22 protein-coding genes are annotated in these 25,873 nt (G+C 42.1%); 9 read left to right on the forward strand and 13 right to left on the reverse strand.

The annotated features are described in order from the left end of the window. Nucleotides 1–38: 38 nt before the first annotated feature. The 5 genes from IDJ75_RS09690 to IDJ75_RS09710 form a co-directional block, all read right to left on the reverse strand. Complete coding sequence (locus IDJ75_RS09690) at nt 39–656, reverse strand: ABC transporter ATP-binding protein (protein ID WP_191175423.1); 618 nt, start codon at nt 654–656, stop codon at nt 39–41. 99 nt (nt 657–755) lie between these two features. Next, nucleotides 756–1,541: an acyl-ACP--UDP-N-acetylglucosamine O-acyltransferase gene (lpxA, locus tag IDJ75_RS09695; protein WP_191175424.1), complete on the reverse strand. Its 786-nt coding sequence runs from the start codon at nt 1,539–1,541 to the stop codon at nt 756–758. A gap of 3 nt (nt 1,542–1,544) precedes the next feature. Then, nucleotides 1,545–2,942 carry a bifunctional UDP-3-O-[3-hydroxymyristoyl] N-acetylglucosamine deacetylase/3-hydroxyacyl-ACP dehydratase gene (locus tag IDJ75_RS09700; RefSeq protein ID WP_191175425.1) on the reverse strand — a complete coding sequence of 466 codons (1,398 nt, stop codon included), beginning with the start codon at nt 2,940–2,942 and terminating at the stop codon, nt 1,545–1,547. Between the two features lie 87 nt (nt 2,943–3,029). Further along, the gene (gene lpxD / locus IDJ75_RS09705) at nt 3,030–4,073 is read right to left on the reverse strand and encodes a UDP-3-O-(3-hydroxymyristoyl)glucosamine N-acyltransferase (RefSeq protein WP_191175426.1); all 1,044 of its coding nucleotides are present in this window, start codon (nt 4,071–4,073) and stop codon (nt 3,030–3,032) included. A gap of 64 nt (nt 4,074–4,137) precedes the next feature. Beyond that, nucleotides 4,138–5,385, reverse strand: coding sequence for an HD domain-containing protein (locus IDJ75_RS09710; RefSeq protein ID WP_191175427.1), 1,248 nt, complete (start codon nt 5,383–5,385; stop codon nt 4,138–4,140). Nucleotides 5,386–5,524: 139 nt separating this feature from the next. On the opposite strand from IDJ75_RS09710, the gene porX reads away from it, so the two are divergent. From porX to IDJ75_RS09725, 3 genes are all read left to right on the forward strand, one after another. After that, complete coding sequence (porX, locus tag IDJ75_RS09715; RefSeq protein WP_191175428.1) at nt 5,525–7,078, forward strand: T9SS response regulator signal transducer PorX; 1,554 nt, start codon at nt 5,525–5,527, stop codon at nt 7,076–7,078. A gap of 132 nt (nt 7,079–7,210) precedes the next feature. Further along, nucleotides 7,211–7,630: a tRNA (adenosine(37)-N6)-threonylcarbamoyltransferase complex ATPase subunit type 1 TsaE gene (gene tsaE, locus IDJ75_RS09720; protein WP_191175429.1), complete on the forward strand. Its 420-nt coding sequence runs from the start codon at nt 7,211–7,213 to the stop codon at nt 7,628–7,630. 48 nt (nt 7,631–7,678) lie between these two features. Then, nucleotides 7,679–8,905 (forward strand): alanine dehydrogenase, encoded by a 1,227-nt coding sequence (locus tag IDJ75_RS09725; RefSeq protein ID WP_191175430.1) that lies wholly within the window; start codon nt 7,679–7,681, stop codon nt 8,903–8,905. On the opposite strand, the gene IDJ75_RS09730 is transcribed toward IDJ75_RS09725, so the two are convergent. Next, entirely contained in the window at nt 8,902–9,516 is a 615-nt protein-coding gene (locus IDJ75_RS09730) for a SixA phosphatase family protein (RefSeq protein ID WP_191175431.1), read from the reverse strand. The two genes, IDJ75_RS09725 and IDJ75_RS09730, sit on opposite strands and share 4 nt — an antisense overlap. 58 nt (nt 9,517–9,574) lie before the next feature. Here IDJ75_RS09730 and IDJ75_RS09735 point away from each other — a divergent pair, with 58 nt between their 5' ends. The 3 genes from IDJ75_RS09735 (at nt 9,575) to IDJ75_RS09745 (ending at nt 14,659) form a co-directional block, all read left to right on the forward strand. Continuing rightward, a complete protein-coding gene (locus IDJ75_RS09735; RefSeq protein WP_191175432.1) occupies nt 9,575–10,597 on the forward strand; it encodes a YihY/virulence factor BrkB family protein in 1,023 nt (340 codons plus the stop codon). A 113-nt stretch (nt 10,598–10,710) separates the two neighbouring features. After that, complete coding sequence (locus IDJ75_RS09740) at nt 10,711–11,949, forward strand: aspartyl protease family protein (protein ID WP_191175433.1); 1,239 nt, start codon at nt 10,711–10,713, stop codon at nt 11,947–11,949. 94 nt (nt 11,950–12,043) lie between these two features. Then, on the forward strand, nt 12,044–14,659 hold the full coding sequence (locus IDJ75_RS09745) for a zinc-dependent metalloprotease (protein ID WP_191175434.1): 2,616 nt from the start codon (nt 12,044–12,046) through the stop codon (nt 14,657–14,659). Nucleotides 14,660–14,763: 104 nt separating this feature from the next. Here IDJ75_RS09745 and IDJ75_RS09750 read toward each other — a convergent pair whose 3' ends face one another. Then, entirely contained in the window at nt 14,764–15,036 is a 273-nt protein-coding gene (locus IDJ75_RS09750; RefSeq protein WP_191175435.1) for a hypothetical protein, read from the reverse strand. Between the two features lie 203 nt (nt 15,037–15,239). Here IDJ75_RS09750 and IDJ75_RS09755 point away from each other — a divergent pair, with 203 nt between their 5' ends. Both IDJ75_RS09755 and IDJ75_RS09760 read left to right on the forward strand, forming a co-directional pair. Beyond that, entirely contained in the window at nt 15,240–15,962 is a 723-nt protein-coding gene (locus IDJ75_RS09755; RefSeq protein WP_191175436.1) for a collagen-like domain-containing protein, read from the forward strand. Between the two features lie 228 nt (nt 15,963–16,190). Continuing rightward, nucleotides 16,191–19,148, forward strand: a complete 2,958-nt coding sequence (locus IDJ75_RS09760) for an outer membrane beta-barrel protein (protein ID WP_191175437.1) — start codon at nt 16,191–16,193, stop codon at nt 19,146–19,148. A gap of 63 nt (nt 19,149–19,211) precedes the next feature. Here IDJ75_RS09760 and IDJ75_RS09765 read toward each other — a convergent pair whose 3' ends face one another. From IDJ75_RS09765 to IDJ75_RS09775, 3 genes are all read right to left on the reverse strand, one after another. Further along, the gene (locus IDJ75_RS09765) at nt 19,212–19,583 is read right to left on the reverse strand and encodes a response regulator (RefSeq protein WP_191175438.1); all 372 of its coding nucleotides are present in this window, start codon (nt 19,581–19,583) and stop codon (nt 19,212–19,214) included. 121 nt (nt 19,584–19,704) lie between these two features. Then, nucleotides 19,705–20,145, reverse strand: coding sequence for a hypothetical protein (locus IDJ75_RS09770; RefSeq protein ID WP_191175439.1), 441 nt, complete (start codon nt 20,143–20,145; stop codon nt 19,705–19,707). Beyond that, nucleotides 20,145–21,683: a YifB family Mg chelatase-like AAA ATPase gene (locus tag IDJ75_RS09775; protein ID WP_191175440.1), complete on the reverse strand. Its 1,539-nt coding sequence runs from the start codon at nt 21,681–21,683 to the stop codon at nt 20,145–20,147. Before IDJ75_RS09775 ends, IDJ75_RS09770 begins: the two co-directional genes overlap by 1 nt. 284 nt (nt 21,684–21,967) lie before the next feature. On the opposite strand from IDJ75_RS09775, the gene IDJ75_RS09780 reads away from it, so the two are divergent. Further along, the gene (locus IDJ75_RS09780; RefSeq protein ID WP_191175441.1) at nt 21,968–22,411 is read left to right on the forward strand and encodes a cupin domain-containing protein; all 444 of its coding nucleotides are present in this window, start codon (nt 21,968–21,970) and stop codon (nt 22,409–22,411) included. A gap of 94 nt (nt 22,412–22,505) precedes the next feature. On the opposite strand, the gene IDJ75_RS09785 is transcribed toward IDJ75_RS09780, so the two are convergent. The 3 genes from IDJ75_RS09785 to IDJ75_RS09795 form a co-directional block, all read right to left on the reverse strand. Continuing rightward, entirely contained in the window at nt 22,506–22,883 is a 378-nt protein-coding gene (locus IDJ75_RS09785) for a hypothetical protein (RefSeq protein WP_191175442.1), read from the reverse strand. A 206-nt stretch (nt 22,884–23,089) separates the two neighbouring features. Then, nucleotides 23,090–24,673, reverse strand: a complete 1,584-nt coding sequence (locus tag IDJ75_RS09790; RefSeq protein ID WP_224746551.1) for a M1 family metallopeptidase — start codon at nt 24,671–24,673, stop codon at nt 23,090–23,092. 109 nt (nt 24,674–24,782) lie between these two features. Next, entirely contained in the window at nt 24,783–25,571 is a 789-nt protein-coding gene (locus IDJ75_RS09795) for a TerC family protein (protein ID WP_191175444.1), read from the reverse strand. Nucleotides 25,572–25,873: the final 302 nt, after the last annotated feature.

The following is a 25,873-nucleotide window of genomic DNA, read 5'->3' on the forward strand; positions in this document are numbered from 1 at the left end:
AGGCGGTGCTGCCTTACATTTAAAATCTCAGATCTATACTATTTGTAATCGGCTATGCTTAGCCTGTTATTACAAAAGCTGTACTCATGCTCCTGGTTTGAGCATACAATGGTTAGGCGGTTCTCGCTGAATTTTTCTACCAGGCCCAGGTACCAGTCAATCCCCTGTGTATCAAGGTTTGAAGTTGGTTCGTCGAGCATCAGCATGGGGGTGTCGGCACAAAAAGCAAGCGCCAGTTTTAGCCGCTGCTTCATGCCCGATGAGAAGTATTTGATGAGCTTATTACGGCTGCCTTCCAGGTTTAAAATATCGGCTACCGCGTTTTTATCCATCCCGTTTTTAAACTGCTTAAATTTAAAGTGGAAGTCGATCATCTCGTTAAGGGAGAACTCTTCAATAACTTCCAAATATGGGGCTGCTAAACTAAGGTGGTTAAAGATCCCGGCTGCTTCAATTTCTTTCCCAGCATCATTATACTTAAGCATTCCCACAGAGGGGACAAGGCTACCGTTAAGCACCTGTAACAAGGTTGATTTCCCTGAACCGTTTGCACCCAACACGGCATATTTGCAGGCATTTTCAAAGGTATAATCAATCCCCCTGAAGATCCATTCACGATTAAAACGGCGGCCAATATTTTGAAGAGTGATGTTCATAGGGAGTTATTGTAGATAATATCGAATAATGAATGTCCAATTTCGAAATTTTCAAAATCCAAAATTGGACATTCGATGTTCGACATTACATATAGCTTCTTAGCTGCTTCCAAATCCCTTCATGATACCGCGCTGCGAGTTCTGTACAAAATTGATGATCTCGTCGCGCTCAACAGTTGGGTTAAACTCAGCTTCAATGATATCCAAAGCCTTGGTCATGTTATATTTTTTAAGGAAGATGATCCGGTAGATCTCCTGGATCTCGTTAATGGTTTCGGCGCTAAAGCCCCTGCGGCGCAAGCCTACAGAGTTGATGCCTATGTATGATAATGGCTCACGCCCCGCCTTGGTAAACGGCGGCACATCCTTACGTACCAATGATCCGCCTGATATCATGCTGTGTGCGCCAATTTCAACAAACTGGTGCACGGCAGACGTGCCGCCAATAAACGCGTAATCGTAAACGTTGATGTGGCCTGCAAGCTGCACGCCGTTTGCTATAATAACATTGTCGCCAATAACACAATCGTGTGCAACGTGTACATATGCCATCAGCAGGCAATTGCTGCCAATAGTTGTGGTGTTTTTATCAAGAGCTGTACCGCGGTTAAGGGTTACGCATTCGCGGATAACGGTGTTATCACCAATGGTAACGGTACTTGCCTCGCCTTTGTATTTCAGATCCTGCGGTGGTGCCGATACTACAGCCCCCGGGAAGATGCGGCAGTTTTTACCGATACGTGCACCATCCATAATAACAGAATTTGAGCCTACCCAGGTACCCTCACCTATCTCAACATCTTTGTGGATAGTTACAAACGGCTCGATAACAACGTTATCGGCTATCCTGGCCTGTGGGTGTATATATGCTAGGGGCTGTATCATATCTTATTTATATCTAACTATTTGTGCCATTAGCTCGGCCTCTACCACAACTTTTTCGCCAACCATGCCAATACCTTTCATTTGAGCAATGCCACGGCGAATAGGCGCAACCAGGTCACAACGGAATATTAACGTATCACCCGGCAAAACCTTGTCTTTAAAACGCGCATTTTCAATTTTAAGGAAAAGTGTCAGCCAGTTTTCGGGATCGGGTACGGTGTTTAACACCAATATACCGCCCGTTTGTGCCATGGCTTCTATCTGTAAAACACCCGGCATAACAGGTGCCCCCGGGAAATGGCCAACAAAAAATGGCTCATTCATGGTTACCGCTTTTAAACCTACCACATGGGTTTTGGTAAGTTCTAAAATTTTATCAATCAGCAACATTGGCGGGCGGTGCGGCAGTATGTTCATTATCTGAACAGTATCGTACACCGGTGTCATGTTTGGGTCGTAAACCTTTATGTGCTTGCGGCTGCGTTCTTTTTTTATCAATGTTTTTATTTTTTTAGCGAATGCAACATTTGCAGCGTGGCCCGGCCTTGCAGCCATAATGTGCCCTTTAAGCGGAACGCCTACTAAGGCTAAGTCGCCTATCATATCCAGAAGTTTATGACGTGCCGGCTCGTTCTGGTGGCGAAGCTCAATATTGTTCAAAATTCCCTGCGGCGCTACATTGATATCCTTACGGTTAAATATTTTGGCCAGGTGGGCAAGCTCTTCTTCATCAACATCTTTATCAACCACTACAATGGCATTGTTTAAGTCGCCTCCTTTTATCAGGTCGTGCTTAACCAGCATTTCCAGTTCATGTAAAAAGCAAAAAGTGCGGCTTGATGCTATCTCTTTTTTAAACTCGGCCAGGCTTGATATGGTAGCATGCTGGCTTCCCAGTACCTGCGAGTTATAATCAACCATACAGGTAAAGCGGTACTCGTCATCTAATGGCATGGCTACCATGTCAACCTTACGGTCGGCTTCAGAGTAGTGTATGTTGTATGGGATATGATAATATTCCCTGTCGGCATCCTGCTCCTGGAAACCCGCTTCTTCTATCGCCTCAATAAACTGTATCGAACTACCGTCCATAATAGGCGTTTCGGGGCCATCCATATCAATCAGTACATTATCTATCTCCAAACCAACTAAAGCGGCTAGCACATGTTCAACAGTGCTTACGCTGGCGCCGTTTTGAGTAAGGGTTGTACCCCTTGAGGTATCGGTAACGTTGTCAACATCGGCATCAATAATAGGTTGCCCGGGCAAATCTACCCTGCGAAATTTGTATCCGTGCTTCTCGGGTGCCGGGTTAAAGGTCATGGTAACGCTTTCGCCGGTGTGCAAACCGGTGCCTGATACAGAAACAGGTGCTTTAATAGTTCTTTGTTTTACATTCATGTTATGAGATGTTCCTTATTGATTCAATTGCTCATTGGTGATTAGTTGGTTAGCCTATAAAGGTATAATAACTAATAAGTTGGTTAACTAATCGCCTTTTTTCTTTAATTCCTTAATTATATCTTCAAGTTCTTTTACTCTTTTTTCAAGATCGGGCAGGCGGCGTATATTTACATGTGCCCGCAAATAATCTTTTACCGGCAAGTGAGGGCTGCCCCCCCATTGTTTATTTTCTTCTTTAATAGAACTATTTATGCCGGTTTGGGCACCAAACTGGCTGCCACTAGCAATTGTTAAATGGCCTGCAAAACCTACCTGCCCACCAATTACTATGCGCTCGCCAAGTTTTGTACTACCCGATATGCCCGATTGCGCTGCAATTACAGTGTTGCTGCCAACCTCTACATTATGGGCTACCTGTACCAGGTTATCAATTTTTGCGCCTTTATGTATAATAGTAGAGCCCATAGTTGCCCTGTCAATAGTAGTATTGGATCCCACTTCAACGTTATCTTCAATAATAACGTTACCTATTTGCGCCACTTTTTTATAACTGCCATCGGCATTGGGGGCAAAGCCAAAACCATCGCTGCCTATTACTGCACCCGAGTGAATTACAACATTATTGCCAATTACACAATCGAAGTAAATTTTTACCCCCGGGAACAAAGTTACATTATTACCCAGTTTTACGTTGTCGGCAATGTAACATCCGGGATAGATCTTGCAGTTATCGCCAATAACGGCATCCTGACTAATATATGTGAATGCGCCTATGTAAGGTTCTGCACCTACCTTAGCAGATGAGTGTATGAAGTTTGGCTCTTCTACACCGGTTTTATTAAGTTTTATAGTATTGTACTGTTCAAGTAAAAGCGAAAAGGATGTATAAGCATTTTCTACCCTTATGAGCGTTGCCTTTACAGATGCGGTTAGTTCCAGGCTATGGTTTACAATTACAACAGATGCATTAGTGGTATAAATATACTGCTCGTATTTAGGGTTAGCTAAAAACGACAACGACCCAGCTGTGCCTTCTTCTATTTTAGCCAAATGGTTAACCACAGCAAGCGGATCGCCTTCAACTGTTCCGTTTAGCATAAAGGCTATATCCTTTGCGGTAAATTGCATCTTACAAATTTAAATGTTAATATTAAATGAACAAGCTATTAATTTGCCGGTAGGTTTTAGGCTCTTATTCATTCATTAGAATATTATCAACCAATTCTTTACTATAGCAAAGTATATATTTTTTCACGGTTTTTGATAATGCTTCCAGGTTAGAATTGTCGCTTGCCAGGGTAATATCCTTAATACTGCCGTCCTTCATCATAATATGGATGTTCCCATCGCCCTTATTATAGGCATTATTACGAATAGTATCAGTAAAAACAAAGTATGAGGCTTCATGTTCGCTGATACTGTATTTTTTTACTGCTTTGGCTATCAGTTGCTTAATAAACGCATCGTCGGGTTGTTCGGCAGTAATGTCAACATGGTAAAGCCTGCGGTTAATTAACCTTTTACAAAGGGTCGCTAATACAAAATCATCGCTGTTGGCCCAAATTTTAACCGCTGCCATTACATCGGTGTCATCAAGCAGGGCAAAGGTTTTTAAATGTTCGTCGCTGGCCATGAATGCTTCTTTGGTAACAACATTCTCTAAAAAATAACTCAAAGCGGCTGTTAGCGGGAAATGCGTACCAGTCAATGCCAGTTCGCGGCTGCGGGTAAATATTTTACAAAGCAGTTGCTCGGCCGCTATAACGGTTTTATGCAGGTAAACCTGCCAGTACATCAACCTGCGGGCAATCAGGAACTTCTCTATAGAATAGATACCTTTTTCTTCAACTGTAATACTGTCGTCTTTTACATTCAGCATTTTGATGATCCGGTCAGAACTGATTACGCCCTCAGATACGCCGGTAAAGTAACTGTCCCGGTTCAGGTAATCCATCCTGTCCATATCCAGCTGGCTGGATACCAGCTGATGCAGAAAATGCTTATGGTATTCGCCTTTAAATATGCTGATAGCTAAAGAGAGCCTTCCGCCAAACTCTTCGTTCAGCTTATTCATTAATAGTATAGAGATATCCTCGTGATCTATCTCTTCAACAATCGTATGCTCTAACGCGTGCGAGAACGGGCCATGGCCAATATCATGCAGCAAAATGGCAATGGTAAGGCCTTCTTTTTCTTCGGGCGCAATTTCAATGCCTTTATTGCAAAGCGTTTCAATAGCCAAATTCATCAGGTGCATAGCACCCAGGGCATGATGAAAACGCGTATGCAACGCGCCGGGGTACACCAAATGTGTCATACCCAGTTGCTTAATATAACGCAGGCGCTGAAAATATGGGTGGTCTATGAGGTCGTAAACCAGCTCGGTAGGGATGCTGATAAAGCCGTAAACCGGGTCGTTTATTATTTTCTTTTTATTCAAAGCAAGTGTTAAGAATGCAAAAGTGTTGAATTATGACAAAACAAGCACGGTATATTTGTTAATTAATGTTAATCCTTTACATATTTTTACAACAAAATACACCACCGAAAGGTTATAGGGTGGTAAAAATAAAGATATTATGCAGGATACCACAATATTATGGGCCGATGACGAGATTGATCTGCTGAAACCACATATACTTTTCTTAGGCGAAAAAGGCTATAAGGTAACAACCGTTACCAATGGCAACGATGCCGTTGACGAATTTAAAAAAGGATACTTTGACCTGGTGTTCCTGGACGAGAACATGCCCGGCCTTACCGGACTGGAAACCTTACAACAAATAAAGAACATTAATAACGATGTACCCATTGTACTCATCACCAAAAATGAGGAAGAGTATTTGATGGAGGATGCCATCGGATCTAAAATTGATGACTACCTGATAAAACCGGTACACCCCAAGCAAATACTGCTTACTATAAAAAAACTTACCGAGAATAAACGCCTGGTGACCGAAAAAACAACCATGGCCTACCAGCAGGATTTTCGTAACCTGGGCATGAGCCTTAACGATAACCTTAGCTACCAGGAATGGGTTGATGTTTACAAAAAACTCATCTACTGGGAACTTGAGCTTGAAGCCCTGCAGGATAGCGGCATGCACGAGATACTTACCTTGCAAAAAGCGGAGGCTAACGTACAGTTTTGTAAATTTGTTGAGCGTAATTACCTGGGATGGATAAAAAACCCTGAGAATGGGCCTACATCTTCGCCACAACTATTTAAAAAGAAGGTTTTCCCTAAGCTGGATGGCAAGGGGCCGGTTTTCTTTATATTGATTGATAATTTAAGGTACGATCAGTTTAAGATCATCAACCCTATCATTTCAGAATATTTCAGGCTGGAGGAAGAGGATACTTATTACAGCATCCTGCCAACGGCTACGCAATATGCACGTAATTCCATCTTCTCGGGCCTGATGCCTTTAGAAATGGAAACCCGTTACCCGCAAATGTGGCAAAACGATGAAGATGAAGGCGGTAAAAACCTTTATGAGGCCGATTTTGTTGCCGATCAGTTAAAGCGTGTTTTGCGCAGGGATGTGAAACATTCTTACCATAAGATATTAAATATTGATGAAGGCCGCGCGCTGAATGAATCGGTTAGCAACCTGATGAATAACGAACTGAACGTGGTGGTTTACAACTTTGTTGATATGCTAAGCCATGCCCGTACCGATATGCAGATGATCCGCGAGTTGGCAAGTGATGATGCCGCCTACCGCTCGTTAACCTTATCGTGGTTTGAGCACTCGCCATTGTTTGATCTGTTGAAATTCCTGGCCTCAAAACAGGTTAGGGTTGTAATTACTACAGACCATGGTACCATTCGTGTTAAAAACCCAAGCAAGATCATAGGCGACCGTAACACCAATACTAATCTGCGCTATAAACAGGGCAAAAACCTAAATTATAATGCTAAAGAGGTATTCCACATACGCAACCCGCACGATGCCATGCTACCTAAACTGCATGTAAGCAGCAGCTTTGTTTTTGCCAAAGGCGACAGCTATTTTGTGTACCCTAACAATTATAACCATTTTGTTAATTTTTATAATGAGACCTTCCAGCACGGCGGTATCTCGTTAGAAGAAATGATCATCCCCGTGGTAACGTACGGGCCGAAATAAAATTTATTTTTGAAGCATTAATTCAACCCATCATTGCGAGGAACGAAGCAATCTCCTGATAAGCATATCCGCTATGCAAAGTCTTGAGATTGCTTCGTTCCTCGCAATGACGTTTGGGAGAGTATAACTAATATGGACTTACACACCACATCTACCACCGACCTGCCAAAAACCGCGGCAGAGATATTACAATTTGCCGGCGATACCCGCATATTCCTGTTTTATGGTGATATGGGCGCAGGGAAAACAACGCTCATCAAAGCGCTTTGCGAAGAATTGGGCGTTAGTGATTCGGTTACCAGCCCTACATTTTCTATCGTAAACGAATATGAAAGCAACAATGGCCCGGTTTATCATTTTGATTTTTACCGGTTAAAAGATCAGAGCGAAGCATTGGATATGGGCTACGAAGAATACTTTTACTCGGGCAATTATTGTTTTATAGAATGGCCCGAAAAGATAGCAGGCCTTATCCCGGATAGCTACACCGGCGTGCGCATCCATGTCTTAGATGCAACCTCAAGGCAAATAACAGTTGAAAACATTTCATAATCAAACCTGTTTTTTGCTTATCTTCATCAGCCGGAAAATTAACGTATCATGAGTACAGGGAAATACAGTGGGTTTTCAGATGTTGCCAAACAGGCAATGATGCAGCCTCAGGAGTCGATGCTGGAAGTTAAGAGCAAAAAGAACAAACTTTATATTGGCATCCCCAAGGAGGTTTCCTTTCAGGAGAACCGCATCCCGCTTACCCCATTATCGGTAGCGTTGCTCATCAACAACGGCCACGAGGTAATGCTGGAAAGCAACGCCGGCCAGGCTGCCAACTTTACTGATACCAATTACAGTGAACAGGGTGCCCAGATAGTTTACGATACCAAAAAGGTTTATGAAGCCGATATCATTATCAAAATAGCTCCGCCTACCAAGGAGGAAATAGAAATGATGAAACCCGGCCAGTTGTTGATCTCTGCCCTGCAGCTATCAACCTTAAAAGCGGATTGCCTGCACGCTTTAATGAAAAAAAAGATAACCGCCCTGTGCTTTGAGCATCTGGAAGACGAAGGCGGATCGCTTACCGTTGTGCGCGCCATGAGCGAGATTGTGGGCGCTACGTCGGTACTGATAGCAGCCGAATACCTGAGCAATATTTTTGAGGGCAAAGGCCTGATGCTGGGTGGCATAACCGGTGTACCCCCAACAGAAATTGTTATTATTGGTGCTGGCACTGTTGGAGAATACGCCGCACGTACAGCTATATCATTAGGCGCCGAGGTTAAAGTTTTTGACCCATCTATTTATAAACTGCGCCGCCTGCAAAATAATATTGGCACGCGGGTATTTACATCAGTGGTGCAGCCCATCGTACTTGAAAAGGCAATTACCACCTGTGATGTTGCCATTGGCGCTATCCGGGCTGATGATGGCCGAAGCCCGCAGATCGTATCGGAGGCTACGGTTAGCCGCATGAAGCCCAACTCGGTTATTATTGATGTAAGCATTGACCAGGGGGGATGTTTTGAAACGTCTGAGGTTACTAACCATACCCATCCGGTTTTCCGCAAGTATGATGTTATCCACTATTGCGTACCTAATATCGCATCGCGTGTGGCGCGTACCGCAACCTACGCTCTAACAAATATCTTCGCGCCAATATTATTAGATATAGGCGAACAAGGTAGCCTTAAAAACGTGATCTGGCAAAAAGCGGGTATCCGCAACGCCGTGTATATATACCAGGGACACCTTACCAACAAGCACATGGGCGAGCGCTTCTCTATCCCAAGTAAAGACCTCGACCTGCTGGTGGTATCAAACCATTAGTAATTTGTAAAAGGCCTTACGCTTTCCGGGTGGTTTATTTCGGGCTGATATTTTTCAGGTATCTCATTGGTATGATGCTTTTCACCGTAGTAATCTATAGCCAGTTCCACCTTGCCGTTATCCTTAATAGTTACTTTAAAAAGCATATCGTAATCTTGTTCATCAAGCCCCGCAAAAGGCATTTCTGAACCAAAGGCATTCAGCAACGGCATTAGGGTGTTAGAGTGCCCTATAATTAAAACATTATTCCCTCTAAAATTCTTTAGAATAGTTTTGGCAAACTGTTTTACAACAGCGGTGTCTGCATCATATACCCGTGGTAGTAGTTTGGCTTTATAAGCCAGCGGCCTGGCTGTTAAGCCTGTGCGTTTATATTTGGTAACATAAATGGCTTTTATATGGTCGCCTTTTAATTCTTTAGCTAAAGCTTCGGCCCGTTTTTGGCCGGCTGCAGTTAAAACAGGGTCATCATCTTTGGCAATGGTGGTCACTTTTTCGGCGTGGCGCACAATCCATATATTAGTTTTTTGAGCCAAGGCACTAAAATTGCTTACTAACAGGCAAATAAATAATAGCTTAAAAAAGTTGGCAGGTATTATTACATTTTTCATAAAATGGTGTTATCTGTTATTAAGAACAAGGTACTAACAAATATATTCGATTTTTGATATGAAATTTTTTAGCAAAGAATATTTAAAACAGCTATGGAAAGTGTTGATCGCTACCTTTAGCGGTTTCTCTAATGACAATGGCTTAAAGCTTAGTGCATCATTAGCCTACTACACCGTTTTTTCATTAGCGCCTTTGCTATTATTAATACTCTCCCTTGCAGGCATTTTTTTAAAGGATGATAGTTACAGAAAAGATTTTTACGATCAGATACAACATTATATAGGCAAGCAGGGAACCCTTCAGATTCAAAGCACCATGAATTCGCAGGATATTACGGGCAAAAGCGGATTAGGCCTGGGGATAAGTATAGTTACGCTATTGCTTGGTGCCAGCAGTATTTTTATTGAAATACAAGACTCTCTTAACATTATATGGCGTGTTAAAGCCAAGCCAAAAAAAGGGTGGGTTAAAATGTTAAAAAACAGGTTTCTGTCTTTTTCATTGATTGTGAGCCTTGGCTTTTTATTACTGGCATCTCTACTGGTAAATATTATCATCAGTGCTATTAGTGATAAGATAGTAGCATTTCTGCCTCATTTATTAGGGAAAAGCATTGCAGGCGTTGTTGGGGAAACATTTTTATTCACCGTTAATTTTGGTATAACACTGCTTGTTATTTCGGTATTATTCGGTATTATATTTAAGGTGTTGCCTGATGTTAAAATAAAATGGAAGGATGTACGCTCGGGCGCCATATTTACCGCAATCTTATTCATTGTTGGCCAGTATATCATTAGCTTATACATTCAGTATACCGCACAGGGTTCCGTATACGGTACCGCGGGTTCCCTTATCGTAATTTTAGTGTGGATATATTATACAGCCGCAATTTTATATATCGGAGCCGAATTTACCCAGGTATATGCCGAAGCCCGTGGCAGCCACATTGAACCGGCTGAATACGCGGTAGTAATACAACAAACCGAAGTAGAAAGGACAACTAAGCGCATGCCCCTGCAGAATCCGGAACTGGAAGGAGCGCTTAAATGTGAAGACGGCAAGGATGGTAAAAACATATAACAACGCCTAAGCAAACTGGCGCTGCAATTGAGCACCTGTAATTTTTGAACCTGGCTAGCCCTGCTGTTATTTTATAAAAAAATACCGTAGCTTTAGCTTCCAATTCAAACCAGGTGTTAGCCGGTCTATATAAATATCCAAAGTTTAAACATATATGGTTCAGCGCCGTATTAAGTTGCCTTTTTTTATCGGCAAGCGCCCAGTCTTTTGAGCTTGATAGCGGCCGCAAAAGTGTGAACATTCCTTTCAGGCTTGTTCGTAACATGATGGTTGTAAAGCTCAGTATCAATAATAAAGGCCCTTTTAACTTTATATTAGATACAGGTGTGGGCCTGATGATCGTTACTGAGCCAAAACTGATAGATTCGATAAACGTAACCCACAAACGCACTATAAAACTTTCGGGCCTGGGCGAAGGGGATGCCTATGAGGCGTATGTAACACCTCCCTTAGATATTTCTATCCCCGGCCTAAAAAGTAATAATGTATCGGCAGCTATATTAAAAACCGATGTTTTTAACTTATCGGGTTATGTAGGCGTGCCTATACACGGGCTTTTAGGGTACGAGTTTTTTAGTTCGCTGGCGGTTAAAATAAACTTTACCGATAGTGTAATTAATGTTTGCTACCCTAAAGACCTTAAGCCTTTTAAAAAGAGCCAGAAGGTGCCCATTACTATTGAAGACCGTAAACCATACCTGGTAACCAATGTAAGTTTCCCCGACGGCACCAAATCGCAAAATAAATTCATAATAGATCTGGGCGCAGGGCACCCCATCTCGCTGGAGAATATGCTTCAAAAGCATGGGCTACCAAAAAAATCTATCCAGGCCAATTTAGGCGTGGCGTTAAACGGGCCCATTACCGGTTACTTAAGCCGGCTTAAAGAAATTGAGTTAGGGAGCTATAAAATAAAGAATGTGATCACTTCCTTCCCCGATAAAGATTATGTGCAAAGAACATTTAATGTACCGCGCGATGGCAATATCGGCATAGGAATATTAAAACGCTTTAACCTGATATTTGATTATACCAATAACCTGCTTTATCTAAAATCAAACGAAAAATTCAGTCTGCCTTTTGAGCATGATATGAGTGGCATTGAATACTTTATGGCCGGCGATAATCTTGCACATTTAATTATAGGCCGAGTGGCCCCCGGCTCGCCTGCCGACGAAATAGGCCTGATAAAGGATGACGAAATAACATCTATTAACTTTAAACCAGTATCAAAAATGAGCGCTGAGGAGATCGACTCTTACTTCAAAACAGCCGAGCGTAGCCTGCTACTTGAGATTTATCATGATAAAAAGTACGACCGCGTTATCATCTCCTTAAAACGGCGTATATAACTGTTTTTTCAAGGCAACGTAACTAATTTGTTGCGTAAGCATTCTCATCAATATAATCCATAATTTTATCTTCGACTTACTAATTAATTTAACAATGAACAAAACTTTACGGGTAAATACATACCTGCAGGTGGCCGTTTTTGCTATAGCAACCATAGCAAGCTCGTGCGCTACAAAAAAGCAAACGGCCGATCGTACCCTCACCTTAAAAACCACAGCTACACCGGGCGGCTCTACCGCTACAGCCACTATAGGCGCCGGTAAAAAAGAAGGCATCAAAAAATTTAGCGACCTGGTTGGCAAAACCAAAGCCGATGCCGGCCTTTTCAATACTTATAAAATTGATGGGAAGTATTATTTTGAAATACCCGATAGCCTTTTAAGCCGCGAAATGCTTGTTGTTACAAGGTTTGTAAAAACACCAGCGGGCTTAAAATCTTTTGGCCAACAATACGGCGGCGAAGAAGTTAATAATCAGGTTTGGAAATGGCAGCGCCACGACAAACAGATCTTTGTACGCGTACCAAGCTACTCAGTAAGGGCTGATAGTACCAGTGATATGTACCAATCTGTAAAAAATTCAAACCTTGACGCCATCCTGGCCTCGTTTGATATTAAAGCCTATAACAAAGACACTACCGGTGTATTAATTGATGTTACCGACCTGTATAATGGAGATGTTGCTGCTATTGGCCTGCCAGATAATATTAAAAAACTTTACAAAATTACAGGAGTTGATAATGCCCGCTCATATATTGACACTATAAAAAGCTTCCCGCTTAATGTGGAGACCCGTACGCTTAAAACATACCGTGCAGGCGAATCGCCAACTGATAATACCAACGGGGCTTTAACCTTTGAGTTAAACACATCTATGCTATTATTACCAAAAACGCCAATGAAAGCGCGTTTGATGGATAGCCGGGTTGGCTTTTTTGGCCAGGGCCAAACAGATTATGGCACCGATGCCCAAAAAGCAGAAGCAACTGCATACATTCATCGCTGGAAACTTGAGCCTAAAGATGAAGCGGCTTATTCACGGGGTGAATTAGTTGAACCCAAAAAACAAATTGTTTATTATATAGACCCTGCTACACCTAAAAAATGGGTACCATACCTTATTGCCGGCGTTAACGACTGGAACAAAGCTTTTGAAGCTGCCGGGTTTAAAAATGCGATTGTTGGTAAAGAAGCCCCTACCGCTAAAGAAGACCCTGAGTTTAGCACAGAGGATGCGAGGTATAGTGTTTTAAGGTACTTTGCATCTGATGTGCAGAATGCATACGGACCGCATATCTCTGACCCTCGCAGCGGCGAGATACTGGAGAGCCACGTTGGCTGGTACCATAACGTAATGAGCCTGTTGCGTAACTGGTTCTTTATACAAACTGCTGCTGTTAACCCTAATGTACGTATGGCTAAATTTACCGATGCGCAAATGGGCGAACTGATCCGTTTTGTATCATCGCATGAAATTGGCCATACATTAGGTTTGCCACATAACTTTGGTTCGAGCTACGCTTATCCGGTTGACTCGCTTCGTTCAAAATCATTCACAGATAAGCATGGCACAGCACCATCAATTATGGATTATGCCCGCTTTAATTACATTGCTCAGCCGGGGGACGGTGTAACCCACCTGTACCCGCAAATTGGCGAGTATGACCTATGGTCTGTTAAATGGGGTTACAGCTATTTCCCGGGTAAGAAAACGCCAACCCAGGAAAAAGAAATGCTGGATGTTTGGACAAAAGAAAAAGCAGGCAATCCTTTATACTACTACGGCAGGCAAGGCACATCTATTGACCCGCGTTTACAGAACGAAGATTTGGGCGATAATGCCATGAAAGCCAGTACCTATGGTATTGCCAATTTAAAAAGGATATTACCGAACATCGAGAAATGGACCTTTCAGAAAGGGGAGGATTATGATGATGTACAAACCTTATATAACGAAGTTATTGGCCAGTTTAACCGTTACATAGGCCACGTCACCATGAACATTGGTGGCATGAACGAAAACTTTAAAACGTACGACCAAAAAGGCCCGGTTTATGGTTTTATAAATAAAAATTTGCAGCATGATGCGGTTATATTTTTAAACCAGCAGGTATTTACTACACCAAAATGGCTTATAAATGGCGAAGAGCTGAGTAAATTTGATAACGGCGTTATTATAGGCCGTATTAAGGCCTTACAGGTTAACTCGGTAGCAAATGTGCTGAATGCATCGCGCATGGCCCGTATGTTTGATAACCAATCAAAAAATGGCGCAGCTGCTTATACTGTTGCCGATATGTTTAATGACCTGCGCGGTGGTATATTTACCACAGGCACGCCTGACGAGTTTAAGCGTAACCTGCAGCGCGGTTATGTTGACAGGTTGAAAAGCCTGCTTAATGAAGATGCAAGCCCAAGTTTCCCGGGTGCTACATCAGCGCAGTTGGCTGGTATTGGTTTAACGCCTATAAATATTGCCCTGTCTGACATCAGGCCAATGGTACGTGCCGAGCTTACTAAAATAAGCACATCCCTGCCAAAAGGTAGCGACGCGTTAACCACAGCGCATTACGCCGACTTGCGTTTGCGTATAAAAGAAGCATTGTACCCAACCCGCCCTATAGTTAATGTAGCAGGCGGCGGTGCCCCGGGCCGTTTAACTGACGATGCCCCCCAGACAGATACTGATTGCTTCCCGCAAACAAAATAATATAGTACCTTTTATAAGACACAAAAAACGCCTCTGCTATTAGCCGGAGGCGTTTTTTGTTTTGTAATATTATTTAAAAAGCCGCTGGTCGCGGGCAGCGGGTATTATTTAAGTTGACTTATGTTTTCAAAAAAAGCCGTTTGCAGATCTAATAAAGTTTTAACGCTTACTTTCTCTCCATAAGTATCAAAGCATAAAAATTTTGCTTTGGCGTGATCATCATCCTTCCATTTTTCAAAAAAATTAAAGGTTTCAAAAAAGTAATGGTTGGTGGTTATCTTACTTTTTTTATGCGTTTGCGACGTATTTAGCCTAAAACCAATAGCATCCATCCACTTATGCACTTTATTATGCAATGAGCCTTTAAAATTATTCATAGGTTAAATGTTTTTAATGTTTAACGAAAAAAACACATCAAATGTTTCGTGCTGAATATAAGGGTTTTAAACAAAAGTTGATAGCCAATGTGGATATCTGCAACCTTTTCAGTCACTATAAAGAAAATTATTTCCGCACAAATTAATTTTTGAAACTAAATAAGTACAACCCCGTACAAGTTGATAACACTGACTAAATAAGTATGAAAAAAAATAGACTTTTAATAATTGCTATGGCATTTTGCCTTTTAAGCGTAAGTGCCTGTAAAAAATCTACAACCCCGGGGCCACAAGGTGTGGCAGGCGAAAAAGGAGATAAGGGTTCTACCGGTGCTACCGGCGCAGCCGGCCCACAAGGCGCTACGGGTGCAACAGGCCCGCAAGGCCCGGCCGGTGCTACAGGTGCAACTGGCGCTACGGGTGCAACAGGCCCGCAAGGCCCCACAGGTGCGACCGGCGCTACAGGTGCAACTGGCGCTACGGGTGCAACAGGCGCTACCGGTGCAACAGGCCCGCAAGGCCCCGTCGGGCCAGCTGGCCCACAAGGCCCTGCAGGTCAGGATGGTGCAAACGCACAAAGCTTTTTATTGCTAAATAAAAGTGTCACTTTAACGGGCTTAACCAGGTTTTCTATACCGGCAATAACGGCTGATGTGGTTAACAGTGGTATAGTGCTTGTTTACTTTAGGGTGAGCGGCACAACTACCGGTTATTATGCTTTGCCATACGCCGAAGCCGACCGTACACTCACCTTATCTAACTATGGCGTTGGTTATGTAGATATTAAAGCCAACTTTACAGGCTCTAATTTAGATTTCAGGGTTGTTGTAATATCCGGAACATCGCTTACCACTTTATCTGCAACACACCCCGGTTTAAACGTTAGAAACTTTAATCAGGTAGCATCGGCCTTTCGGCTGAACTAAGATATTAAGCAATTGTATATAAAAACATGCCGTTGTATGTTTAAAAATTGTAAAAAGCCTTGCATTTGCAGGGCTTTTTATTTGGCAGTGTAACAATTCTATTATTTACATATTTAAATATGTAACAATGCTATGATTATTAAATATATAAACCGAATAAAGTGAACATTTGTACAATATGTGCTTGTATAAGCATTTTGTAATATACCCTTACGTTATTAAAATATCATGAAGTACCTTTATTTAATATTAGCATTGGTTTGCTTAAATATCTACATATCTGCCGCACAAACCGCACGGCCGGTAAGCGGCTCTGTTGTGGATACTACCAAATTAACCCTCCCGGGCAGTAATGTTAAAATACGCACCGAGCTTGGTGACAGCAGTATTACTATTGCTGATGTTAATGGTAAATTTACCTTTCCATCGGTAAAAGGAAATAAGATAACATTAACCATAAGCTCAATAGGTTTTGAAGGCCTGATTAAGCATTATACCTTGCAAGGCGATGGAAAGCCCGTTGTGCTTGACCCAATAGTACTAAGATCGGCAACCAAGCAACTGGGCGTAGTTACTATTGTGGGGGTTAACCCAATTGTATTTAAAGAAGATACGGTTCAGTATTCTGTAGCGGCATATAAAGTACGCGAAAATGCGCCTATTGAGGATGTGCTTAAAAAGATACCCGGTGTAGATGTTGCAACAGATGGTACGGTATCATCGCAGGGAAAGCAAATTACCAAAGTACGTGTAAACGGTAAAGATTTTTTTGGGGGTGATGTACAAAGCGCTACTAAAAACCTGCCTGCAGATGTAATTGAAAGTGTACAGATAATTGACGATTACGGCGACCAGGCAAATCTTACCGGTGTAAAAACCGGCGAGCCAAATAAAATATTGAATCTTACCATCCGTAAGGATAAAAATTACGGATATTTTGGCCAGGCAACTGGCGGCGATGGCTCAGACCTGCTACCTAAAGAACCTGGTGTAACTAATGCCAATCGTTACATAGGCTTATTGAATTTCTTTAAGTTTAAAGGCGATCAGCAGATCTCGGTACTTGGTAACCTTAATAACACCAACGTTAACACTTTTAGCTACGGTAGTGCCACAGGCGGTGCTGCGGGCGGTGGTGGTTTTGGCGGTGGCGGTGGTGGCCGTGGTAACGCATTGCGTGGCGGTTCTACGGGTTCTACTACTAATGCGAATGGGATAACAAATGCCCGTTCTATAGGGTTAAACTTTAGAGACCAGTGGGGTAAAAATTTATCTGTATATGGTAGTTATAGCTTTAGTAATAATACTACTTTTACCAATTCTACCACATTACAAACCAATAGCTCGGCCAACCCAAGCACCAGCACACAGCAAAGCCAGGAAACCAGCACACCAACCAACCACAGATTTAACTTTAACCTGGAGTGGAAGCCCGATACCCTCAACTATTTAAAAGTTACGCCTACGTTTAGTTATGCAGGTACTGACGTAAACAGTGTTGACAATCAATCTTTAATACGCGACAATGTTACCAATCTGGCTTATACATCAACCACAATTAGTACCTCAACGGCTCCAAATTATGGCTTAACAGGTTTTTTTAACCATCGTTTTAAAAACAGCAAGCGTAATTTAAACATTGGTTTTAATGCAAGCACCAATAAAAATAATGCGTATGATAATCCTATTAATAACTATACAGTAGGTATCCCAACCGCTCCCGAGAACCAGGTTATTTACACCGATAGCCGTACAAATGCTTATGGTGTAAACCTATCATACCAGGAGCCTATTGGTAAGGTATCATTCCTTGAGTTTAATTACGCACTTAACCATACCTTTACATCAAGCGATAAAGAAACAGATACTCTTTACACTTCAACGCCTGATTTGTACCACAGGTACGATCTGTTAAGTAATAACTATAATTATACATTTACTACAAACCGATTTGGCCTTAACTACCGTATTGTTGAAAAGAAGTATAACTTAACACTGGGTGTTGGTGGACAGCCATCAAAACTTGATGGCGTAAACCTGATGAATAATGTATCTACAAGTGTGTCTACATTTAATATCATCCCGGCCGCAAGTTTTAACTATAATTTCAGCCGTAGCCAGTCGTTAAGATTTAATTACAACGGCAGTAGTAATCAGCCTGCCTTTAACCAGCTGCAACCCGTTACCGATTTCTCTAATGCGTTGTATCCGGTGCAAGGTAATCCTAACCTGAAGCCAGAATTTACTAACAATGTATCGTTACGTTATAATGCATTTAGTTTTCAAACAGGCAATATCTTCCTGATAGGCTTAAACTATACCCAAACCGATCATAAAATAGTACAGAATATTATTAGCTATCCGCCTGAATTTACTGCTGCAACCTTAGCGGCAGACCCTTCTTTGAAAAACTATCAAAACACAACGCTGATCAAATATCTAAATTCAGATGGCTACTATTCAGCCGGAGCTAATTTCCTTTACTCTAAGCCATGGAGCCAACGTAAGTATACTTTAATATTTGGCGGCCAGGTAAACTATACTAATAACATAGGCTACTCGCAAAGTGTTAATGCTGAAAACGATATTACACCTATTGAAAAAAACATTGCTAAAACTTTAACTTTTGCGCCGCAATTACGTTTTAGAACGAATATTACAGATGTGATAGATGCAGAGATATTCTCCAGATATTCGCTGAATAAAACCGACAATTCTTTAAACACTCCGTTAACCAATCAAAATACCAATATCCGCTCTCTTGATCTGGGTATCAACGGCAAAAACTATGTGTGGAAAGACTGGACCTTAAGCTACGATTATACCAAAACATTAAACTACGGGTATTCAAGCAGTATTAATATTAAAAACCCTAATATTTTTAATGCTTATGTAGAACGCAGGTTTTTAAAAGACCATCGTGGTACCTTACGTTTTGCAGCATACGATTTATTTAACGAAAATACAGGTTTCTCTACGGTTACCAACGGCAGCACTGTTACACAAACAAACGTAAACAGGCTTGGTCGTTATTATCTGTTAACCTTTACTTTCCGCCTGCAGAAATTCTCTGGCAAAACCCCGTCTAATCCAGACAGAGGGGGCTTCAGAGGCGGTGATGGTGGTGGTAACAGGCCTCCTGGTGGTGGCATGGGTGGCCCTCCTATGGGTGGTGGCCCAATGTAAATAAAAAACAAAAGCCATCCGTTAATTAACGGATGGCTTTTTTATGCTTAATGTTTTATTTTGTTAATTAACCAGTACAGAGTTGATAACCCTTTCCAGATCTTCCAGGTCAAACGGTTTGGCCAGGTATGATTCGGCACCTGCATGGTCGGCAAGTAGTTGAATATCACTGTTGGCAGAAAAGTACACTACAGGGATCTGCTTTAGTGTTTCATCTTTTTTTAGGGTTTGGGTAGCATTAATACCCCCCACATCAGGTATCCAGTTATCCATCAATATTACATCGGGGAAAATACCGGCAACTTTTTCAATAATATCATTGCAATCTGTAAAGGTGTGAACCTCCCATCCCTGCTCTTCTAAAATATAACTACAAATAGATAGGATGTCCTCATCATCGTCAAAAATGATGATCTTTTTTACTTTGTCGCTCATGGGTAATGTAGGGGGGTGAAGCTATAAATAAGTTTTAAAAAAAGCAAATTTTTTAATTAGAGATATAAAAGCGATGGTGTAATGTTAACCGGAAGGGGAGAATTAAAAGGAACACGACCTGCTAAAGACGGAAGCTGTTATATGCCAGTAGTATTAAAATCCGTCTCTCCCTAATAAACTGGGTTATTAAAAAAAAGATAATGGCTACTAAAAATATCCACTCTGAATACTCTACCAACCAATAAGTAAATGGCGCGCTGATCAATACCCATTCAACAATAAGTTTTAATCTAAGGTATTTTGTGTTGCTGTTCATCAATATCAGATCCAGCAGTAACATGCCTATTAAGAATCCCGTAAAGCAAATGCCGCCATACAGTACAATTGTACATACCGCCATAATAAGCATTTGTACAAGAGCCGAGCCCCCCGTTTTGAATACTTCACTAATTACTACAAACAGGTACGTGCCTAATGCTATACTCAATACGTTTATCCAGTTTGTGAAGTATATTTTAAACTTAAGTGTAATAGCACCTGTTATATTCTGTTCCTTTTCCATTACCCTGCCCAGCCTTCTCTATCCAGGCTCCTAAAATGGATGGCTTCGGCCAGGTGTTCTAATAATATTTCTTCACTACCGGCTAAATCGGCAATAGTGCGGGCAACTTTCAGGATGCGGTCATAAGCGCGGGCAGAAAGGCCCAATTTTTCCATTGCTTTTTTTAACAGCGTTTGCCCAGCGGTGGTTATCTTACATACATCTCTTACCATTTGCGGGCTCATTTGTGCATTGGCGTGCAGATCGGGCCGTTCGCCAAACCGTTTAATCTGTACCTCGCGGGCTTTTATCACCCTGTCACGTATCAGTTCACTTTTTTCGGCCAAACGTTCTGATGATAGCTCATTGAAATTTACCGGGGTTACTTCCACATGCAGGTCAATCCTGTCAAGCAGCGGCCCCGAGATCTTGCTTAAATATTTCTGCACCATACCCGGCGGGCAAATACATTCTTTTTCGGGGTGATTATAGTACCCGCATGGGCAGGGGTTCATAGAAGCAACTAACATAAAGCTGCTGGGGTAATCAACCGCAAACTTGGCGCGCGATATAGTTACCCGGCGTTCTTCAAGCGGCTGTCGCATTACTTCAAGCGCGCTGCGTTTAAATTCAGGCAGTTCATCCAAAAACAATACGCCGTTATGTGCCAGCGAGATCTCGCCCGGCTGCGGGTTAGTGCCGCCGCCAACCAGTGCTACATCACTTATCGTATGGTGCGGCGAACGGAACGGCCTCGTGGTCACCAGCGCATCGGCAGCCGACAGTTTACCGGCTACAGAATGGATCTTGGTAGTCTCTAACGATTCGTGCAAGCTTAGCGGTGGCAATATAGATGGCAGCCTGCGTGCCAGCATGGTTTTACCTGCCCCGGGCGGGCCTATCAGTATCACATTATGACCGCCTGCTGCGGCAATTTCCAAGGCACGTTTAATGTTCTCCTGCCCACGTACTTCGCTAAAATCACTGTCGTAAGCGGTAAGGCTGTTGTAAAATTCATCGCGGGTATTAACAACCTCAGGTAGCAGGGAGGTGTCGCCATTAAAAAAGTCGGCTACCTGTTTTATATTTTCAACACCATAAACCTCAAGGTTATCTACAATAGCGGCTTCGCGGGCGTTTTGCTTAGGTAGTATAAATCCTTTAAAACCTTCCTTGCGAGCCTGTATAGCAATGGGTAACGCGCCTTTTATTGGTTGCAGGCCCCCATCAAGCGATAGTTCGCCCATGATGAGGTATTTGTCCAATTCTTCGGCCTCTATCTGACCGGATGCCGCTAAAACACCTGTAGCAATGGTAAGATCATAAGCAGAGCCCTCCTTTTTGATATCGGCAGGGGCCATGTTCACCACCACCTGCTGGCGGGGCATGCGGTAGCCGCAGTTTTTAAGCGCCGATTCTATCCTGAAATAGCTTTCTTTAACAGCTACATCGGGCAGGCCAACAATAAAATATTTGGTACCAGCCGCAATATTCACTTCAATTGTAATGGTAATAGCCTGGATACCATAAACCGCACTTCCAAAGGTTTTAACTAACACGTGATAGATTTTTGTTATCCGAAAGATATAGAATTTATTTGAGGGGTGGAGGAGATTTTTCTTTCTTGCAGAGATCCGAATGGTAGTTGCACTCTATTTTAAAGCACCTTATGGGGGCGTGCCATAAAAAAAGAGTATTGCCTTTGGCCTTGAGCCTCCGCTATATCTGATGCGGCACGTCTGTTTAACAGCTCATTACCCGTTTAAACACGTAACATTTTCTAAGTGTATCTGTAACACTTAGCGCAAAACCTCCGTCATATCATTACCAAAACGTTAATGCAATGATACCTACTATGAACTATAACCAGCCCCAAGCGGGCGAAAATATAGAAATGACCGGGACGCGCAAAAGTGTGATCCTGAGTACTGAATGCAGCGGAGGCCACCTAACTATTATTGAAGAAGAGATAAGTGTAGGCGTATGCTCTACACCCCATGTTTCTACCCGCGAAGACAAAGTGATTTTTGTTGCCGATGGCAAGTTTATACTGTTTGCCAATGGAAAAAAATACGAAGCCGAAAAAGGATGTAATATTTTTATTCCACGTGGTGTGTTGCATAATTTTAAGAATGCAGGCACCCAAACCGGTAAATTGCTGATAACTATTACTCCTTTTGGGCCTGAAAATTTTTTAAAAGACCTGTGCCTTAGCGTTAAGGTATTTGGGAAGGACCCTGCTGTAATGCGCGATGTGGCTAAAAGAAATGGGGTAGTTTTGGCTTAAGTTATAACAGCTTGGGGCAGAAGTATATTTAATAAAAAAGCACAGAGGCCTAAATAAATAGGTGCTGTGCTTTTTTGTTATATGTGGTATACTATTATCTGATAAAGCAAAGGCCACAGGCAAATATTACATTTACCAGTAATACTACCGAAAACAGGTTTTTGTTATGTACACTGATGGTTGCCAGGCGGGTGTTCAGCTTTTTGAACATGCGGTTATTTAACAGTATAAAATGGTTAATGAGCAGGAACCCAACAGCACCGAATAAAATGGCTACATAAGCTGTCATATCCACTTTTAGCCAGTTTGCGTTTACCATAAGCTTGGTAAGCAGCATGGCGTTTGTTAGCACCACAACCAGCAAAAAGCTTACATTAAACAATGATTTAAACTGAGGCAGGGTACCCTGACCAAAATTTTTGAAGCTCCACCTGCAAAACTTTACATAAATGGATTGATAGGCTTTTGTCATGATGCTAAAAATTAAGTGAACAGATCGGGTTAATTCTCACAACAACCATCTTAGTTATTGTATGATTCAATTATACGAAAAATATTTTAAAAAGATATATTATTTTGAATTATTTTAATTGTCAAAATTTAATATAGGTTAAAATCAATTTTTCGGAACTAAATTATAATTCGATTTAAAGTTAGACAGTCAATTATATAAAAGGTTTAATTACCACCGGTATCAAACTCGGCGAGCAGGTTAACATTAGGGTCAACCTTTATAATGGCAGTAGCAGATGCCACAGGTACAATAAAGGTGGCAGCATTATTCTTTACTTCTGTTTTGTATAGCTTACCATCAACCAGGCATTCCAGGGTAAACTGGTAAGGTTTTTCCTGTAGTTGATTTATATGGAAAGCAACGGTTTTGTCGGCAGTATTATAATCCCAGGTTATTTTTAAACGGGGGTGGCCGGCTTCGCGCAGCCACTGGTTAAAAAATTGTTTCAGATCGGTACTGCTGGCGTTTTCCATTACTACTCTTAGGTCTTCGGTATTAGCGTTGCTGCCGTTGTATTGTTTGTAATAAGCCGTAATACCTTTCCAAAAGGCTGTATCGCCAATTTTACGGCGCAGCATGTGCAATACCCAGCCGCCTTTTTGGTAAGCGTTATCATTCAGCATATTGATCATGGGGCCTTTAAAGATTGAATCGACTACCGGAGCCATATACTTTTTCTCAAAGTTGAATATGGCTTTCCTGTCGGCAGCGAGGCGGCTCTTCAGGGTATCGGCCCCATAAGTACCTTCCATATACAGGTTGGTCATGTAGGTAGCAAAGCCTTCGCTAAGCCATACATGCCACCAGCTTTTTTCGCTAACGGCATCACCAAACCATTGATGGGCAATCTCGTGAGCCATTAATGTTTCTATTTCTCTTCCGTTCACCGATTTTTCATAATAAAAAATAGCTCCGGCGTTCTCCATGCCGCCAAATACCGTTTTTGATTGCACATTGGCCAGCTTTTTATACGGGAACGCACCTATTCGTTTTACAAACCAGGGAAGTATTTTTTTGGCAACTGCATAGCTTTTAAACCCAGCTTCCTTATCTTCTGGGAATACATAGGTGTAAACCGGTATACCATCGGGATTCCCTGAATTGTCTACAGCAAAACCGGCCACGCCAATAACCATTACCTTGGTTGGCAACTGGGCGGTTTCGCTCCAGTGGGTAAGCTTTTTATTATGGGGAAGAGTTTTCTCTAAAACCTTTAGGCCATTGCCTACAACCTTGTATTTAAGCGGTGCGGTCACTAAAAACTCTACTGAAGCCTTATCAGCAGGGTTATCTACACAGGGTAGCCAGTAATGCGCGCGGGTTGCCCAGTTATCGCCAAAAAAGGTGCGATGGCCATATTGGTTGGTTGATATGATCAACCCATCGGCAGGTACGCCCTGGTAGGTTATTGTATAATTATGTATGGATCCCTGCGCTGTTTTAGTGTCAACCACAAATTTATTACTATCCTGCGTAAATTTTAGCGAGCGGCTGTTTTCGGTTACTGCAGTTACCACCATGCCTTTGCCTTCGGTGTTTTTTTTGTAAAGGTCCAGTTCCAGCTTTGTAGATGCTTTCAGGAATTTGACTGTTATGGTTGCCCGGCCTTTTATAACATTATCGGCATCGTTTAAGGTAAGGGCAAAGCGATAGTGCTGCACATCAACAGGTGCACCGGGCTGCTGGGCAAGTGTTGGCGCTACAGCAAACAATAATACAAAAAGCAGCAGGTTTAATTTTTTATGCATAGGTAATGTTACAAAAAATACCACTGTAAAAACAAAGCGACTGATGGTATGCATTAGATAAAGCATACCACTTGTGTATCTGATTTCTGCAACTTGCCTGTTTTTAAGACTACTTTTTCTTTGGCGGTGTTGTTTTTATTCCTTGAGCGCTTTTAGCCGCTTTTTTTGAGCGCATTTTAAGGTTCAGCATTTCTACAAGGATAGAGAAGGCCATGGCAAAGTAGATGTACCCTTTGGGGATGTGTTGCTCAAATGCTTCAGCCAATAGCGATACACCTATCAGCAACAGGAATGACAGTGCCAGCATTTTTACCGTTGGGTGCTTGTTTACAAAGCTGGCCACGCCGCTTGATGCCCACATCATAATACCTACGGCAATCACTACGGCGGCTATCATAATTTCAACATGTTGGGCCATACCTACGGCAGTAATAACCGAATCGAGCGAGAAGACGATATCCAGCAGCATGATCTGGAAGATGGTAGCCCAGAACGAATGCGGTTTTACATTCTCTGCGCCTTCTTCTTCGCCCTCAATTTTATGATGGATCTCGGCAGTACTTTTATAGATCAGGAACAAACCGCCGATAATAAGGATGAGGTCGCGGCCCGAGATAGCCAGTTTTTCTACCCACTCCGGGTCGGTAACATTTAGCAGGCCTGCAATGCTAAATAGCGGTGCAGTTAATTTCATTACCCAGGTAATGGTAAGCAGCAGTAATATGCGGGTTATCATAGCCATGGCCAAGCCCAGTTTACGGCCTTTTTCCTGTTGGTTTTTGGGGAGTTTGTCGGATAGTATGGATATGAATATCACATTATCAATCCCTAAAACAATTTCTAAAACGGTAAGCGTAATTAATGAGATCCACGCTTCCGGGTCGGTAAATATTTCCATGCAGTGTATTGTTCGCCCTAAAAATAGCAAAACCCCTGCCGTTTATAGCAAGATTTTTAATTTATGAGTGGCTCATATACATAACACTTATTATAAAGTTTCTTACGTAATAGGTGGCCTGTTTAACCACGCTGCCCATTCAACTGTTCACGTTCACTGCCATGAACACCCGTGAACATGAATAAATAACTTATAATCAGGTATTTGATATTTTGACTACTGGTAATATAGCGCCACCACTTACTTGCAACTAATCTATTTGTGTGCCCGGCACTAATACCTAACAATTACCCGGGCAATGC

This window comes from Mucilaginibacter rigui (assembly GCF_014773275.1).
In the GTDB taxonomy this organism is placed as follows: Bacteria; Bacteroidota; Bacteroidia; order Sphingobacteriales; family Sphingobacteriaceae; genus Mucilaginibacter; species Mucilaginibacter rigui_A.